Annotated in this window: 16 protein-coding genes; 13 read left to right on the forward strand and 3 right to left on the reverse strand. The window is 40.5% G+C overall.

What is annotated here, in order from left to right; all coding sequences use genetic code 11:
- Positions 1-247: 247 nt before the first annotated feature.
- From KW850_RS11300 to KW850_RS11335, 8 genes are all read left to right on the forward strand, one after another.
- Positions 248-1,678, forward strand: a complete 1,431-nt coding sequence (locus tag KW850_RS11300) for an amino acid permease (protein ID WP_218347672.1) — start codon at positions 248-250, stop codon at positions 1,676-1,678.
- A gap of 157 nt (positions 1,679-1,835) precedes the next feature.
- On the forward strand, positions 1,836-2,666 hold the full coding sequence (locus KW850_RS11305; RefSeq protein ID WP_308128787.1) for an amino acid ABC transporter substrate-binding protein: 831 nt from the start codon (positions 1,836-1,838) through the stop codon (positions 2,664-2,666).
- Entirely contained in the window at positions 2,653-3,351 is a 699-nt protein-coding gene (locus tag KW850_RS11310) for an amino acid ABC transporter permease (protein ID WP_218347724.1), read from the forward strand. Before KW850_RS11305 ends, KW850_RS11310 begins: the two co-directional genes overlap by 14 nt.
- A gap of 15 nt (positions 3,352-3,366) precedes the next feature.
- Complete coding sequence (locus tag KW850_RS11315) at positions 3,367-4,101, forward strand: amino acid ABC transporter ATP-binding protein (protein WP_218347673.1); 735 nt, start codon at positions 3,367-3,369, stop codon at positions 4,099-4,101.
- Between the two features lie 249 nt (positions 4,102-4,350).
- Positions 4,351-4,536, forward strand: coding sequence for a hypothetical protein (locus KW850_RS11320; RefSeq protein WP_218347674.1), 186 nt, complete (start codon positions 4,351-4,353; stop codon positions 4,534-4,536).
- A gap of 19 nt (positions 4,537-4,555) precedes the next feature.
- Positions 4,556-5,098, forward strand: coding sequence for an NfeD family protein (locus tag KW850_RS11325; protein WP_218347675.1), 543 nt, complete (start codon positions 4,556-4,558; stop codon positions 5,096-5,098).
- A 14-nt stretch (positions 5,099-5,112) separates the two neighbouring features.
- Positions 5,113-6,630: a flotillin lipid rafts scaffold protein FloT gene (locus tag KW850_RS11330; RefSeq protein WP_218347676.1), complete on the forward strand. Its 1,518-nt coding sequence runs from the start codon at positions 5,113-5,115 to the stop codon at positions 6,628-6,630.
- A gap of 505 nt (positions 6,631-7,135) precedes the next feature.
- Positions 7,136-9,526 (forward strand): immune inhibitor A domain-containing protein, encoded by a 2,391-nt coding sequence (locus KW850_RS11335; RefSeq protein WP_218347677.1) that lies wholly within the window; start codon positions 7,136-7,138, stop codon positions 9,524-9,526.
- Positions 9,527-9,568: 42 nt separating this feature from the next.
- Here the strand turns inward: KW850_RS11335 and KW850_RS11340 are convergent, their stop codons facing one another.
- Positions 9,569-10,240 (reverse strand): sensor histidine kinase, encoded by a 672-nt coding sequence (locus tag KW850_RS11340; protein WP_374226318.1) that lies wholly within the window; start codon positions 10,238-10,240, stop codon positions 9,569-9,571.
- 231 nt (positions 10,241-10,471) lie between these two features.
- Between KW850_RS11340 and KW850_RS11345 the strand changes: the two genes are divergently transcribed.
- Both KW850_RS11345 and KW850_RS11350 read left to right on the forward strand, forming a co-directional pair.
- Positions 10,472-11,182, forward strand: a complete 711-nt coding sequence (locus tag KW850_RS11345; RefSeq protein WP_218347679.1) for a response regulator transcription factor — start codon at positions 10,472-10,474, stop codon at positions 11,180-11,182.
- Positions 11,160-12,533, forward strand: a complete 1,374-nt coding sequence (locus KW850_RS11350; RefSeq protein ID WP_218347680.1) for a HAMP domain-containing sensor histidine kinase — start codon at positions 11,160-11,162, stop codon at positions 12,531-12,533. Before KW850_RS11345 ends, KW850_RS11350 begins: the two co-directional genes overlap by 23 nt.
- Before the next feature lie 73 nt (positions 12,534-12,606).
- Here the strand turns inward: KW850_RS11350 and KW850_RS11355 are convergent, their stop codons facing one another.
- Both KW850_RS11355 and KW850_RS11360 read right to left on the reverse strand, forming a co-directional pair.
- Positions 12,607-12,849 carry a P-loop NTPase family protein gene (locus KW850_RS11355; RefSeq protein WP_218347681.1) on the reverse strand — a complete coding sequence of 81 codons (243 nt, stop codon included), beginning with the start codon at positions 12,847-12,849 and terminating at the stop codon, positions 12,607-12,609.
- 241 nt (positions 12,850-13,090) lie between these two features.
- A complete protein-coding gene (locus KW850_RS11360) occupies positions 13,091-13,873 on the reverse strand; it encodes an undecaprenyl-diphosphate phosphatase (RefSeq protein ID WP_218347682.1) in 783 nt (260 codons plus the stop codon).
- Positions 13,874-14,078: 205 nt separating this feature from the next.
- Between KW850_RS11360 and KW850_RS11365 the strand changes: the two genes are divergently transcribed.
- The 3 genes from KW850_RS11365 (at position 14,079) to KW850_RS11375 (ending at position 16,483) form a co-directional block, all read left to right on the forward strand.
- Positions 14,079-14,843, forward strand: coding sequence for a DUF4931 domain-containing protein (locus tag KW850_RS11365; RefSeq protein WP_218347683.1), 765 nt, complete (start codon positions 14,079-14,081; stop codon positions 14,841-14,843).
- A gap of 104 nt (positions 14,844-14,947) precedes the next feature.
- Positions 14,948-16,117, forward strand: a complete 1,170-nt coding sequence (locus KW850_RS11370; RefSeq protein WP_218347684.1) for an FtsW/RodA/SpoVE family cell cycle protein — start codon at positions 14,948-14,950, stop codon at positions 16,115-16,117.
- 186 nt (positions 16,118-16,303) lie between these two features.
- The gene (locus tag KW850_RS11375; RefSeq protein WP_218347685.1) at positions 16,304-16,483 is read left to right on the forward strand and encodes a hypothetical protein; all 180 of its coding nucleotides are present in this window, start codon (positions 16,304-16,306) and stop codon (positions 16,481-16,483) included.
- Positions 16,484-16,493: the final 10 nt, after the last annotated feature.

Consider the following 16,493-nt stretch of genomic DNA (forward strand, 5'->3'; position numbering starts at 1 on the left):
ACTGTCGAAGATATCCCATTCCAATAAGGATGAACTATAAAATAGTAATGTAATCCATTGCAATGGGTACTTACTATTTTTTTTGTTAATTTACTTCTTTAATACTTTATCAGGATAAAATTTCCCGTTGACACAATCCTTGACGGGTCTTATATTTAATAAAGTGTTTTAATGTTTATTCAAGTAAATGACTAAAAAAACATTTTTTTAATATAAAATAAAACTTATTAGTGAGAGGGATTACACCATGGGGAACGCAAATAAATTAGGTTTTTGGGTTTTAACCGCTCTTGTTGTCGGAAACATGGTCGGTTCAGGGATTTTTATGCTGCCAAGCTCGCTATCTGAAGCAGCGAGTCCTGCTGGTGTGATCTCAGCATGGCTCGTAACAGGCCTTGGTGTATTAATGACAGCTCTTGTATTTGGTAACCTTGCGATACGAAAACCAAATATAACTGGCGGCCCGCAAATATATGCAAAGGAATTATTTAAACCAGGTTCACACGCATCAATCCTCTCTGGTTTTATGTCTTCTTGGGGATATTGGATCGGTAACCTTGCCGGGAATGTTGCGATGATTACAACCTTTGCTGGTTATTTATCAACCTTTTTCCCGATCTTAACAAGCCAGGCGGATTGGTTTACCATTGGCGGATTTACACTTAAGGTTGGTAATGGATTAACTTTTCTTGTATGTTCTATCCTGCTCTGGGGAACTCACATTATTATCCTGCGTGGGATTGAAAGTGCCGGAAAGCTGAATTTTGCCGCAACTGCAGCTAAAGTTGCCGGATTTATTCTGTTTATTATTGTCGGTTTATTTGCATTTGAAAAAAGCAATATCCTTCCTTTCATGGCCGTTAGAATGGACGAAGCTGGTCATGCAATTGGAATGATGAGTCAAGTGAACAGTGCTGCTGTTAATACATTGTGGGCATTTATTGGGGTCGAATCTGCAGTGGTGTTTGCTTCGCGTGCTAGAAAACAAACGGATGTTAAACGTGCCACCATCCTTGGATTATTTATTGCCCTTGGGATTTACATCGGCATCAGCACCTTAGTAATGGGAATGTTAGACCAAACCACGCTTATGCATTCTGATAAGCCGCTAATTGATGCAATTTCGACTGTCTTAGGACCTATTGCTGGGAAAGTATTAGCAGCAATCGGGTTAATCAGCTTATTCGGTTCAACTATTGGCTGGTTAATGTTAAGTGCAGAAGTACCATATCAAGCAGCGAAACAGGGATTATTCCTTCCATCTTTCAAAAAAGAAAACAAAAAGGGACTTCCCTTATTTTCCATGATTGTTTCGAATGGCTTAGGACAATTGTTTATCTTTTCAACGGTATCAAAATCCATATCCGATGCCTTTGGATTCGTTATAGTCATTGCCACGTTATCCTACTTGGTGCCTTACTTTATCTCTTCGGTTTATCAGTTAAAATTAGTTGTGACAGGAGAGACCTATATAGGGGGGCGTTCAAGGATTACCGATGGAATTATTGCCTTGCTTTCGACCATTTATTCGGTGTGGGTTATTATCGCTGGAACAGCTGATATTAAAACCTTCACTTATGGGATGATCTTAATAGCGAGCGGTGTCCTTTTTTATGGACCACTTTGGAGAGGTAAAAAGACCGCTAACATGGAACAGAAGAAAGCTTTATCAGCATAATAATTTTTAGCCTATCAGAATTCCTCTGATAGGTTTTTATTTTGTAAAAATGGGTAAAATAATTTTAATTTCGTGCACAACTTTTCCTTTGACATAAGTCAATCTGTGTAATATGATTAAATCCGATAAAAACAATAAGAATTAGGGGGTTTTAACAGTGAAAAAACTTTCACTTATTTTCGCACTTTTATTAAGCTTTATGTTAGTACTGTCAGCTTGCGGCAAGGATAATGCCGATAAAGATAATAACAAAACTGACAACAAGACTGCTGAAAAAGCAGGTAACGATTTATTGAAAAAGGTAAAAGATGAAGGAACACTATTAATTGGAACAGAAGGTACATATCCTCCATTCACATTCCATGATACTAGTGGCAAGCTAACGGGGTTTGATGTGGATCTTGCGACTGAGGTTGCCAAACGAATTGGGGTTAAACCTGAATTTAAAGAAACACAGTGGGATGCGATGTTTGCAGGATTAGATGCAAAGCGTTTTGATATTATTGCGAACGAGGTTGGCATTCGTCCAGACCGTCAGGAAAAATATGATTTCTCAGATCCATATATTACTTCTGCAGGTGTCCTGATTGCCCATAAAGATAACGATAAAGTGAAAAGCTTCGAAGATATTAAAGGTTTAAATGCGGCTCAATCGATGACAAGTAACTACGCAGATATGGCAAAGAAATATGGTGCTAAAATAGTTGGAGTGGATGGTTTCCAACAAGCAGTTGAGCTCCTTGCCCAAAAACGTGTTGATGTGACAATTAACGATAAGCTTTCATTTTTAGACTATAAAAAACAAAAGCCAGATGCGCCAATTAAGGTTGTCGCAACAGCAGATGATGCTTCTTCAAGCGGTTTTATGTTTAGAAAGAATAGTAATACGCTAGTCGACGAAGTGAATAAGGTGTTAAAAGATATCGTCGATGATGGAACCTACAAAAAAATCTCTGAGAAATGGTTTGGTGAAGATGTACTTAAATAGTATTTTTGCTGACCCAGAACGAGCAGATAGATTAATCGAGATTGCAAAAACTTCCCTCCAGCCGCTGCTGGAGGGTGCTGTTATGAATACTATTCCATTAACAATCATTTCGTTTATTATCGGGATTATTCTGGCCGTGCTAACTGCTCTTGCCCGAATTTCTCAGGTAAAACTCTTTCAAGGGATAGCAAGGTTTTATGTTTCAGCGATTCGCGGCACTCCATTACTGGTTCAGTTATTCATTATTTTTTATGGACTTCCTAATATAGGAGTGACTCTGGATCCATTTATATCCGCGGTCATTGGTTTCTCATTAAGTGTTGGGGCTTATGCTTCAGAAATCATTCGAGCTGCGATTATCTCCATTCCTAAGGGCCAGTGGGAAGCTGGTTATTCGATCGGAATGACCTACACCCAAGCATTAAAGAGAATTATCCTGCCGCAGGCAGCAAGAGTATCCATACCGCCATTATCGAATTCATTTATTAGTCTTGTAAAAGACACTTCTCTTGCGTCAGTTGTCCTTGTAACAGAGATGTTTCGCCGGGCCCAAGAAATTGCTTCAACCACCTATGAATTTTTATTGGTTTATGTAGAAGCAGCACTTTTTTATTGGGTTATTTGCTTTTTCCTTTCTATCGTGCAAGGATATTTGGAAAAGAGAATGGACCGGTACACGTCTTAATGAGGGAGTATTTCGATGATTTCAATTAAAGGTTTATATAAGCAATTTGGTCAATTAGAGGTCTTAAAAGGGATTGACATAGACGTTGAAAAAGGAAAAGTAGTTGTAGTGATCGGTCCATCGGGTTCTGGTAAGACAACGATGCTTCGGTGTTTGAATGTGCTTGAAACACCGAACAAAGGAATCATCTCCATCGAAGGACAAAGCTTGGATTTTTCAAAAAATGTACCGAAAAAACAAGTCGCCTCGTTTCGGCGCTTAACGGGGATGGTTTTTCAAAGCTATAATCTCTTCCCGCACAAAACAGCTCTTCAAAACGTCATGGAAGGTCCCATCATTGTTAAAGGCGAGAGTAAAGAGATTGCACGGAAAAAAGCACAGGCACTCCTTGAAAAAGTAGGACTTGGTGATAAGGTAGATTACTTTCCCGCCCAGCTTTCCGGCGGTCAGCAGCAGCGTGTCGGTATTGCCCGGGCACTAGCCATGGAACCGGAAGTGATGCTTTTTGACGAGCCGACCTCTGCCCTTGACCCCGAACTCGTTGGAGAGGTGTTGAAGGTTATGAAAGACCTGGCTGGTGAGGGGATGACGATGATTGTGGTTACCCATGAAATGCGCTTTGCCCGTGAAGCGGCCGATGAGGTCATTTTCATGGATCAAGGTGTGATTGTTGAGAGGAACAAGCCAGAAGAGATCTTTACTAATCCAAAAGAAGAACGAACAAGGAAGTTCTTGAATATGATTCAATAAGGTGTTGTAGCTAAGTGCTATGGCACTTTTTTATTTTTATAAAGTATTGTTCATAGATTCTCCATATCGTTGAGGCAGGATTTCGACAAGCAGTATCGAATCTTGAATAAATCAGGTAAATTTTTAGAAAAAAGTGAAACTTTTCCATTATTTAGCCGTATTTAAGGTAGGTAGATAGGAAGGGATGGATGCTAATGGATGAGGAGTGGTGGTTACATTCTTAAATAGTATTTTTTAAAATAAATAGGCATGTTAAAGCATATTGTTGATTTCGGCACCCTGTTGATTGGAGAGGAAGGCGCGAAGACTCCTGCGGGAGGACGGGGCAGGGGAGACCCCGCAGGAGCGCAGCGACGAGGAGGCTCCCCGGACCGCCCGCGGAAAGCGAAGCGCCTGGAGCGGAAATCAACAGGCAAGTTTAACAGGGCCAAATGAATAAGAAGGATGGATGCGCATGGAACCATTCAGCATTCCTTTAGAAACGATTTATTTATATGGATTAATAATTGCAGGGGTTTTAACCGTTTTGTATGTATTATTTGCAGATGTTTTCCATTTTCATGGATTTGGAGAAGGACTCGATTTTCTTAACCCGGTCCTGATCTTTGCTTTCGTGACAATCTTGTCGGCGAGCGGTTATCTGTTTGAACGGCTATCATCATTCCATTATTTACTGATTTTAGGCATTTCTGCTGTTTCGGCCTTTATTGTTGTAACGTTATTAAATGTTTTTGTGCTTATCCCGCTTTCGTCTGCGGAGGAATCACTAGTCTATAAAGAAACAGACTTGCGGGGCAGGATTGGGACGGTCATCACGACCATTCCTGTTGACGGGTTTGGGGAAGTGATGATTGACAGTACAAGCGGCAGAATTGCAAAGCCAGCATCAAGCTTTGATGGAGACCTGATTGAGAGTGGAACAAAAGTACTGATTGTCCAGGTAGAAAAAGGTGTCCTGCAAGTAACGGTACATCATCAATTTGAGAGTTTTTTATAGGGAGGTTTTAGGAGATGGAATTCAATATTATCTGGGTATTCATTGGAATAGTTGTTCTTATTTTACTTGCGTTAATCGGTGTTTTTATCACGAAATACAGAACGGCCGGACCAGATGAGGCCTTAATCGTGACCGGCAGTTTCCTTGGTAATGGAAATGTCCATGTCGACGAGTCTGGGAATAAAGTTAAAATCATCCGCGGCGGGGGTACGTTTATTTTACCCGTCTTCCAACAAGCTAAACCGCTAAGCTTACTATCTAGTAAACTGGAGGTAACAACTCCTGAGGTTTATACCGAGCAAGGTGTACCTGTAATGGCCGATGGGGTAGCGATTATTAAAATCGGCGGCTCAATTAGTGAAATTGCAACTGCAGCGGAACAGTTCCTCGGAAAACCTAAGGAAGACCGTGAGAATGAAGCAAGGGAAGTACTTGAAGGACATCTGCGTTCGATTCTTGGTTCGATGACCGTCGAAGAAATTTATAAAAACCGGGATAAATTCTCCCAAGAGGTCCAAAGGGTTGCCTCACAGGACTTAGCCAAAATGGGCTTGGTGATTGTGTCGTTTACGATAAAGGACGTCCGTGACAAAAATGGTTACCTGGATTCACTAGGTAAGCCGAGGATTGCACAAGTAAAAAGAGATGCGGATATCGCAACGGCAGAAGCAGAAAAAGAAACTCGGATTAAAAAAGCAGAGGCAGCGAAAGAAGCCAAGCGAAATGAATTAGAGCGAGCAACAGAAATTGCCGAAGCGGAAAAGGTCAACCAATTAAAAGTGGCTGAGTTTAGACGCGAACAAGATATTGCCAGGGCCCGTGCCGACCAGGCATACGATCTGGAAACGGCAAGATCCAAACAGGATGTCATGGAACAAGAAATGCAAATTAAGATTATTGAAAGACAAAAACAAATAGAATTAGAAGAAAAAGAAATTCAACGCCGCGAACGGCAATATGACTCGGAAGTGAAGAAAAAGGCTGACGCTGACCGTTATTCCGTGGAACAATCCGCAGAAGCAAATAAGGCCAAGGAAATTGCTGCAGCTGAGGCCAATAAATATCGAATTGAAGCGATGGCAAAAGCAGAAGCCGAGCGAATTCGTTTAGATGGTCTAGCTAAAGCAGATGCACAAAAAGCACAGGGATCAACCGAAGCGGAAATTATTCGCCTCAAAGGTTTAGCCGAAGCGGAAGCAAAAGAAAAAATTGCTGAAGCATTTGAACAATTTGGTCAAGCGGCTATCCTAGACATGGTCATTAAAATGTTGCCAGAATATGCGAAGCAAGTAGCGGCGCCATTGTCCAATATTGATAAGATTACAGTGGTTGATACTGGAGGCGGCTCTGGAGAAAGCGGTGGTGCTAATAAAATCACCAGCTATGCAACCAACTTGATGGCGAGTCTTCAGGAGTCACTTAAGGCCTCAAGCGGTATTGACGTGAAGGAACTCATTGAAAACTACTCAGGAAAAGGAAATATAAGAAAAAGTATTGAGGAATTAACCAATGAAGTTAAAAAAGCCGAATAAAAAAGAAAATCCTTATCACATTCGATAAGGTTTTTCTTTTTTTGCTTTTAAATTAATAAGATTATTATTCTATTACAATAACAATAGTTTTAGATGTTTTACCAATAGAATCAGAGTAATGCTTTATTACATTGGTGCGTTGCTGGGGAAGAGTAGTTTTTTAATCATTATTAAAATAATGAAGTCTATCCATTTGGTCCTCGGAGAACAATTTTTTATTTTTTTTGTAGGTAAAAAGAATTAAATCTAGAAACTCGAAATTATAAGTATTTTGTCGCAATTAGAGATTTTTAGGTCAGTTATTCCTATAATACACCTTTTATATTCAGGTAAAACCACTCGATTTAGTGGTAAATTCTGGTTGTTAATAATAGATTTTACCCAAATTTTTACCCATAAGACAAAAAAATTTTAAATATTTACAATATTACTTCTTCTTGCTAGAATACAAATCAGACTCTTCTGAAAACGCTTACACCATATTAATAATTAGGGGGCTACATATTTGAAGAAGAAAAGTGGCTTAAAGGTATTTTCCAGCGTCGCCGCTACTACTCTACTAGCGACGACATTATTCGCAGGCACATTTGCTGGGCCAAAAGCAACGCCAGTGTCGGCCAAAACAGTAAATGCAGCAGGAACTGCACCGATTGACTTGAATATTGTCGATCAGGAAAGACTAGCAAAGGCATTGGAAAAAAGGGGTCTAATTTCTAAGAATGCTAGTCAGGAAGACGTAACAAAAGCAGTAAAAGGTTACATAAAGAAAAAACAGGGTGAAAAGCCTGGCAAAACTGACATGAACCTTACAAAAGAGCAGAAGGAATTTGACAAGAAAGCAAAGGACTTTGTTACAAAACAGAAGGACAAGCTTGCTAAACAACTTGAAAAGGGTCATGAAAACTTTAAAAAGGGTAAACCAACAGGTACAGTAAAAGTAAATTCTGCTACACAAGCAAACTATAACGGAGCAGTACGCGAAGATAAAGTACTTGTGCTGCTTGTTGAATATGCAGATTTCGCACACAATAACATTGACCAAGAACCTGGTTATATGTGGGCTAAAGATTTCAATCGCGAGCACTATCAAAAAATGCTTTTTGGCGATGAAGATTTCACCCTTTTCAACGGTGAGAAGGTTAAGACTTTTAAACAATATTATGAAGAGCAATCTGGCGGAAGCTACACTGTTTCCGGAGAGGTTTCAAACTGGTTGAAGGTGCCAGGGTATGCAGATGAATACGGTGGCGACAATTCGGCAGGAGGTCATGATAATGCGCCTGGAATAAAAGGTGCTCGTGGTCTTGTTAAGGATGCATTGGTTGCAGCGGCTCAATCAGGGATTAACTTAGCTGACTACGACCATTTTGATCAATATGATCTTGATGGTGATGGAAACCAAAACGAGCCGGATGGACTTGTAGACCACTTGATGGTTCTTCACTCCGGAGTTGGACAGGAAGCAGGAGGCGGCAAGCTTGGTGACGATGCAATCTGGTCACACCGTTGGGTTGTTGGCAACGCTCCTTATCGAGTACCTGGTACAACTGCTGCGGTCCCTTATTGGGGAGGACAAATGGCTGCATTTGACTACACCATTGAACCAGAAGATGGGGCTACTGGCGTATTTGCGCACGAGTTTGGTCATGACTTAGGTCTTCCAGATGAGTATGATACTCAGTATACTGGTAACGGTGAGCCAGTTGAACAATGGTCTATCATGAGTGGCGGCAGCTGGAGCGGTCATATTGCTGGTACCCAACCACCAAGCTTCTCACCGCAAAACAAAGACTTCTTCCAAAAAACAATCGGCGGCAACTGGGCCAATATTACGGAAGTGAACTATGCAGACATCGATAAAAACGGTGGTGCGGCAGTTATAGACCAAAGTGTCACAAAATCAAAGAACCCAGGTATTGTAAAGGTTAATCTTCCGAAAAAAGAAGTAAAGGGTATTCAAACTACTTTTGGCAGCAAATACTACTACAGCCAAAAAGGGGATGACCTTCATACCACCCTTGTAACTCCTGAATTGGATCTTACAAATGCTACAAATGCTGAATTTTCGTATAAGGCAAATTATGAAGTTGAGTATGATTATGACTATGTATCTGTAAATGCATTGGTGGATGGTAAAGAAGTAGAACTTGATAAAATCGGGGATACAAACGTTGCTGATGGTATGGACACTACAAATGGAAAATGGATAGATGTATCATATGATTTAAGTCAATTTGCCGGCAAGAAAGTAAAACTAGCTTTTGAATATGTAACTGATGGCGGTTTAGCTCCTGAAGGTTTTGCAATGGACGAGCTGAAACTGACTGCTGACGGTAATGGCGTATTCGCTGATGGCGCTGAAGTTACACCTGCTGTAACGCTTAATGGTTTTACTCAGACAGACGGTATTTTTTTGAAAGATCACTACTACTACTTAGAGTGGAGAAACTATGCAGGTTCCGACACAGCACTGCAATTCTCTCGAGGTGTTAAATATAATACTGGTTTAGTAGTTTGGTATGCAGATGATTCATATACTGATAACTGGGTAGGTGTTCACCCAGGAGAAGGATTCCTTGGTGTGGTCGATGCCCATCCTGAAGCAATCATCGGTACACTAAACGGCAAGTCTTCAGTAAGTCAAAGTACACGCTACCAAGTTGCAGACGCTGCCTTCTCCTTAGACAAGTCACCAGAATGGTATATTAATTCACCTTCTCGTGGAATCTTTGATTACAAAGGACTTCCAGGCGTAACATCATTTGATGACTCTAAAACTTATTCTAATGAGTTGATTCCAGATGCTGGACGCAAAGTTCCAAACTTCGGACTTAAATTCCAAGTCATCGGCGAAGCAAAAGACAACTCTGCTGGTGCAGTTTGGATCCATAAGTAAAAAGTAAAAAGACACCGGGCATGCCTGGTGTCTTTTTACCTTTTATAAGATCATCGCAAATGCGGTCCCAATATTTGGGTTGCTTGTTACCTTGATTGTACCTCCATGTGCCTCAACTAATTGTTTAACAATTGACAGTCCCAGCCCTGTTCCACCGAGAGCACAGGTCCTAGATTTATCAACGCGGTAGAACCGTTCAAAAATGTGCGGCAAGTCCTCTCCAGGGATTCCCATTCCTTCATCTTGAATCTTCATATGAACTCTTCCACTGATATTCCTAATTTCGACACGGATTTTAGAATTTGGTTCCGAATATTTACGTGCATTATCAATCAGATTGAGAATAACCTGTTCGAATCGTATTGGATCTAGGAATAGATAAAGATCATCTGAGCATTCTAGAACAAGGTCCATATGATTTTCTTTGAGTGCAGGGGTAACTTTTTCGATGATAGATTGAAAATAAGGCCGTAAATGAACCTTTTCTTTTTCAATCGAAAAAATATCCTCATCCATTTTTGCGAGATTGAATAATTCCTTCACTAGTTTCGATAGCTTGCCTGTCTCTTCAAAAATAATCCCTAAATATTTATCGCTGTCCTCACCAATGGTTTCTTGCTGTCGGGCGATATCTGCATAGCCCTGAATATAAGTCAGTGGAGTATAGCTAAAATAAAAAAAGGGGGCGCCCCATCGGTGGGGCGCCCTGACTATTTAAAAAAGAGAGGTTAAATTTGGGATGAGTAAGATGGCTTTGGACCATGTACTTCATCAAAGAGGAGATAACTACAAACTTGGGAGTCCTTCTAGTGGTCGCCTCTTCCAACTACACCCCTATCTTACCGAGAAAAATTGAAGATGTTATGAAGAACTTGTGGTGAATTTGTGAAGTTACAAACATCACAGACTTGGAATGATATATTTAATTTGTGGGGAGTGGTTAAAATGAAAATATTATTAGTAGACGATGAACGTAGAATAATAGAAGTCCTTGAAGCCTATTTAGTAAGGGAAGGCTATGAAATTCATTGCGCAGATAATGGTATTGATGCTTTGAAAAAGGTAAAAGCCCTAAACCCAGATTTAATTATATTAGATTTAATGCTGCCGGATATTTCTGGTGAAGAAGTCTGCCGTTTGGTTCGAAAAGAGTCGGATGTACCCATTCTGATGGTGACGGCCAAATCAGCAGAAGATGACCGAATTAATGGAATCGTGATGGGCGCAGATGATTACCTAACCAAACCGTTCAGCCCTCGGGAAGTCGTGGTGCGTGTTCAAGCGATTTTAAGACGTGTAAAAAAGACGGAAAAAGTGGAACGTCTTGAATTCAATCGCAAAAAGCTGATCATTGACTTAATCAAAAGAGAAGTAACCGCAAACGGAGATAACATTACCTTAACACCAATCGAATATAAGCTATTAACCAATATGGCAGTGAAGCCTGGCCGGGTTTACAGCCGGATGGATTTGCTCGAAAAAATTCAGGATGAAGGCATGTATTATGAAGGCTATGAACGTAGTGTGGATACCCATATCAAAAATCTTCGTAAAAAAATTGAGCGGGATTCACGGCAGCCTGATTTTATCGTGACGGTTTTCGGGATGGGGTACAAATTTGGAGGGGTATTAGATGCTGCAAAAGCTCCGGTCTAAGATACTATTTTATTTAATCCTCATCTCGATGATTGCCATCATCATTGTTAGTTTTTTCATCCAGTATGGTTTTGAGGAGAGCTTCAATAGCTACTTAGATCGAAATCGGGATAAGAAGATTGATCGAATCATCACGGAAATTGAAAAGGATTATAAAAAAAATGGCCACTTTACGAGCGACCCGGTATTTGGCCTCTTACACGAACATGCGATGACCGATCAACTTTATTTCCAACTTTATGATCGTTTAGGGCAATTGCAAATGGATTCATCCAACATTCGCGGTATGCTAAACAGCTTCGGATTAACAGAACCTGCTCCAAACGGGGAAGAGTGGCATTCCAAGACCTATACACTGAGGGTAGAGAATCAAATCATTGGGAAACTCGTCGCCATCTATCCTAAGGGCTTAATTGATGATGAATATACGTTTATTCAAACGATTCAATTATACATTTATGCGGCTGTTTGTTTGACGATTGTTTTGGCGATTATATTTAGTATGCTTTTTTCAAAGAAGCTCACCTCAGGGTTACAGAAGCTTTCGTTTGCAGCAAATGAACTACAAAATCATAATCTTGATATTCGGATTCCATTAACCGGTTTGCCAACCGAGGTAAAGGATATTGCGATCTCGTTTAATAATTTGGCCGTGTCATTGGCAAAGGAAGAAAATTTGCGAAAGCATTTTACAGGTGACCTAGCACATGAACTCCGTACACCGCTTGCGACATTGAGAAGTCAAATTGAGGCATTTCAGGACGGTATTTGGGAGCCAACGCCGCAGCGATTGCAGACAACACATGAAGAGATAATGCGGTTAGTTAGGCTCGTTAATGAATTAGAAAAGCTGCTGGCGGCTGAAAATCCTCAGATCAGACTGGAAAAAATCGAATTAGATGCAGGAAGTGTGCTGGCGGCGTTATTTGAGATGTTCCAGCCCTTGTTTAAAGAGAAGGGTGTTCATCTCCTGATTAAAGAACCTGCCGAGGACGAATTATTTGAAGCAGACAAGGACCGGTTAATGCAAATTCTGTCAAACATCCTTAATAATGCCCTGAAGTATACGCCAGAAGGAAAAAATGTCACCCTCTCTGTGCAAACAGACATGGAAGGCTATGTTGGCTTTAAGATTCAAGATGAAGGTGCAGGAATGGCAGAGGACGATATTCCGCATATATTTGAACGCTTCTATCGCGGTGATAAATCCCGTGATCGTAAAACTGGGGGAGTCGGAATCGGGCTCTCGATCGTTAAAGCTTTAATGGATGCTCATAAAGGCGTCATTAAAGTAAAAAGCAGGCTGAATAAGGGAACGAGCGTGACGTTGTGGTTTCCGCAGAAAGACTAGAATGCCTCTGCAGTGAGCAGGGGCGTTCTTTACCATTCCACTAGAAAATAGCAGTTCCGAACAGAACTGCTAATTAACGGGCAATAGGATAAAACTTTTTCCACTCGTTTAGGAAGGAGGCAGTGAAGGCATTTGGTTGGTCAAGAACACGTTGGGTTGGTCCCACTTGTTTCACTTCACCATTTACAACAATGGCAAGCTGTGTAGTGAGATAATTGATTTCCATCAGATCATGACTGACAAGGACTGTTGTAGTTTTTGCGTCTTCGATAATTTGCTTGAAATCTTTCATTAAGTTGCAGAAGGTATGGATCATTTCCCTAAAATGATTCCTGAGATTATGGCATAAGCGTAGGAACAAGCCGCCGAAGCAGCTAGAGAAATGGCAAAACTACCTATTTCATTGTAAAAAAGAGCGACTCGATTGCATCGAGTCGCTTTCTCGTTGTTTTTTTGAAAAATTGTAGATTAATTTTACTCCTATTTGTGAAAAACCCCCTTTTATTTACGAATCGAGGGCTTTTATTTGCGTATTGATTTTTCCACCTGCTCCGGCTTTAAAATTTACCCGTAAATTGGAAAATTAACACGAGCAGACCTAAGGCCCACACATAAATAGCAAATGGTTTTAAGGAGTGATTCTTCAAATAGCCAATCATCCATTTAACGGCTACATACCCAAAGATGGCAGAAGCAACAATACCAACAAGCAATGCCGACAGAGAGATCTCTTCCCCTTGACCGCCGAGTAAATCCTTTGTTTGTAAGACAATCGCACCTGCAATCGCAGGGGTGGATAATAAGAAGGAGAAATACGCAGCTGTTTCACGGTCTAATTTTCGCCAAAGTGCCGCAACAATGGTCATCCCTGAACGAGAAATCGCCGGCATAATGGCAACCGCCTGAAAAGTCCCAATGATGAGGGCATCCTTATAGCTAATATCATCCATTTTTTTATAGCCATTTTTCACGGAATCAGCAAGCCACAAGAAAATTCCCGTAATCAAAAACTCCCAGCCAATTGTCACACCTGTTTTCGAAATTTCATCAATATAATCTTTAAAGGCAAGTCCAAAGACCACCGCTGGGATCGTCCCAACGATTAGCAAAAAAGTTAACTTACTAAATGGATTCTTAATAATTTTGATAAATTCTTCCTTATAAAATACAAACACAGCCAACAACGTGCCGACATGAAGCATGGTATCGAGCAAGAGCCCAGCTTCCTGCAAACCGAATAAATTTCTTCCTAAATAAAGATGGCCTGTACTGCTAATGGGCAAGAATTCCGTTAAACCTTGAATAATCCCAAGAATAAATGCTTCTAATTTCGTTAACATAAATACCCTCACAATCTAAAGAAATGATAAGCCTGTACATTTAAAAGATATGCTAAAATTATCTATTTAATGAAATTCTCCTCCATTTTAGGATTCTCTTTCCAATTAGGTCAATGAAAATATTGGCTGACTAAACAAAATAAGTGCAATTGGAGGGCACTCTCCCATAAAATAGAAGTATACCCGTTCGAGAGGAGAAGCGCATTTGGAAAATTCACATCTACATTTTAATACGTCGATTGGTGTTCAAAAGCCTGAGAATATACGAAACAAAGACCAGGCATGTCCATTTTGCGAAAGAGATCAACTGACCAACCTCATTGCTGTGGACGAACCAATTATTCTTTTAAAAAATAAATATCCAGTTTTAGAACATACCTTTCAAACGGTATTAATTGAAACAGATGATTGTCATGGTGAATTATCAACTTACTCAAAAGAGCATTTACATAAACTGATGAGGTTTGGCATCAAACATTGGTTAGCCATGGAGGAAACAGGCCGCTATCAATCGGTAATCTTTTTCAAAAACCATGGACCATTGTCCGGAGGTACGCTCTCCCATCCTCATATGCAAATTATCGGCCTGGATGATATTAATTATAAAGAAAAGGTAACCCATGAAATGTTTGAGGGCATTGTGATTGCCGAGGAGGAAGGGGTCCGGTTTACCCTATCGACAAAGCCGCGTGTTGGCTTCTATGAATTCAATGTTGAAATGGAGGAATCCAGCTACCAGGAAAAATTTTCAGATTACCTGCAAATAGCGGTTCATTATATCCTGAATAATTTTCCATTCAAAGCATCGAGCTATAATCTGTTTTTCCATCATATAGAAAATAAAATTTATGCCAAGGTAGTTTCACGTTTTGTCACCACCCCTCTTTATATCGGATACGGAATTCCACAGGTACCAAGTAATCTGGCATGGATGGCAGGGGAGGTACAGCGGATTTATTTTAACGAGTAGGACTTTCTAGGTAAATCAAACCATTCATGGTTTAGAAGTTGTGATTTGTTGATAATAAAAATATAATGAAGTAATGTAGCATTTCTTAGTAAGGTGGAACCTATATGACTTCAAATACTAACAAAACTTCAAAACTTGATTATAATCTTGTTTTTATATTGATTTTACTATTTTTAGCAAGCTGTTTAGCGATTTATAGTGCGCAGGCAAGCGGACAATACAAGGAGAACTTCCTAATTAAGCAGATTTTTTGGTATGCTGTGGGCAGTGGGATCATAACTGGGGTTATGACTCTTGATTCGGACCAATTACGAAAGTTAACCTGGTATGCTTATGGATTTGGACTTCTTCTGCTTGGATTTTTAATTGTTGCGCCGGAGAGTATCGCGCCTGTTATCAATGGGGCGAAAAACTGGTTTAAAATACCTGGAGTGGGAACAATTCAGCCATCTGAGTTTGTTAAAATCTTCATTATACTGGCTCTTGCACGCGTGATTGAAGATCATCACCAAAAGAACCAGATCAAAACGATGCAGACCGATTTCTGGCTGTTGGTGAAGATGGGGATTGTCACAATGGTCCCATTAGCATTTATCATCAAGCAAGATTTAGGAACTTCACTCGTTTTCCTAGCAATTATGATCGGGATGGTTTTTATTTCAGGGATATCGTGGAAGCTTTTGACCCCACTATTTTCCGCCGGGATTGCACTGATCGGGACGATTTTTTATTTTGTATTATGGAAACCAGATCTACTTGAAAAGTACCTTGGGGTAGGCGAGTACCAGCTCCGTCGGATTTACTCATGGCTTGACCCCTATAGTTACCAAGGTTCGGATGCCTACCAGTTGACCAAATCCCTGTTAGCGATTGGGTCAGGGCAGACGGGAGGTAAAGGTTTTGGAAACCGCGAAGTCTACTTACCCGAGAGCCAGACCGACTTTATCTTTAGTGTCGTCGGCGAGGAATATGGCTTCATAGGTGCGAGCGTCTTAATCAGTTTGTTCTTTCTATTGGTTTACCATATAACCAAGGTTGGAATGGAGACAAAGAATAACTTTTATACTTATATTTGCGTAGGGGTCATCAGCATGATTACCTTCCACGTTTTCCAAAATATCGGGATGACCATCGGTGTTCTTCCAATTACTGGTATTCCCTTACCGTTTATTAGCTACGGTGGTAGTGCCTTGATGGGAAACATGTTAGGCCTCGGCTTAATCTTCTCAATCCGCTATCATTATAAGAAATACATGTTCTCGACATCGGCATAGAGTTTGGATAAAGAGCGACGTTTTGGTCGCTCTTTTTTTGTGTGCTTTGAAATGGGTGGTTGGCGGAAAAAATGGGGGAGGCGGCGGAATTGTGTTCTAGTTTGGCGGAATAACTTTTGAAATCGGCGGAATACCAGATTAGTTCGGCGGAATAAATAGGAAAGTCGGCGGAATCCTCCACATATAGTGCGACCAAACCTATGTGTTAAATCGATCAAATTAAGGTTTGGCGGGATAACTCAAACAATCGGCGGAATCCCGTTCCAGATTGGCGGGATAACTCAAACAATCGGCGGAATCCCGTTCCAGATTGGCAGAATAACTCAAACAATCGTCGGAATTCCACATTCCCGTTTGGCGGGATAACTCAAACAAT

Source organism: Bacillus sp. sid0103 (genome assembly GCF_019219025.1).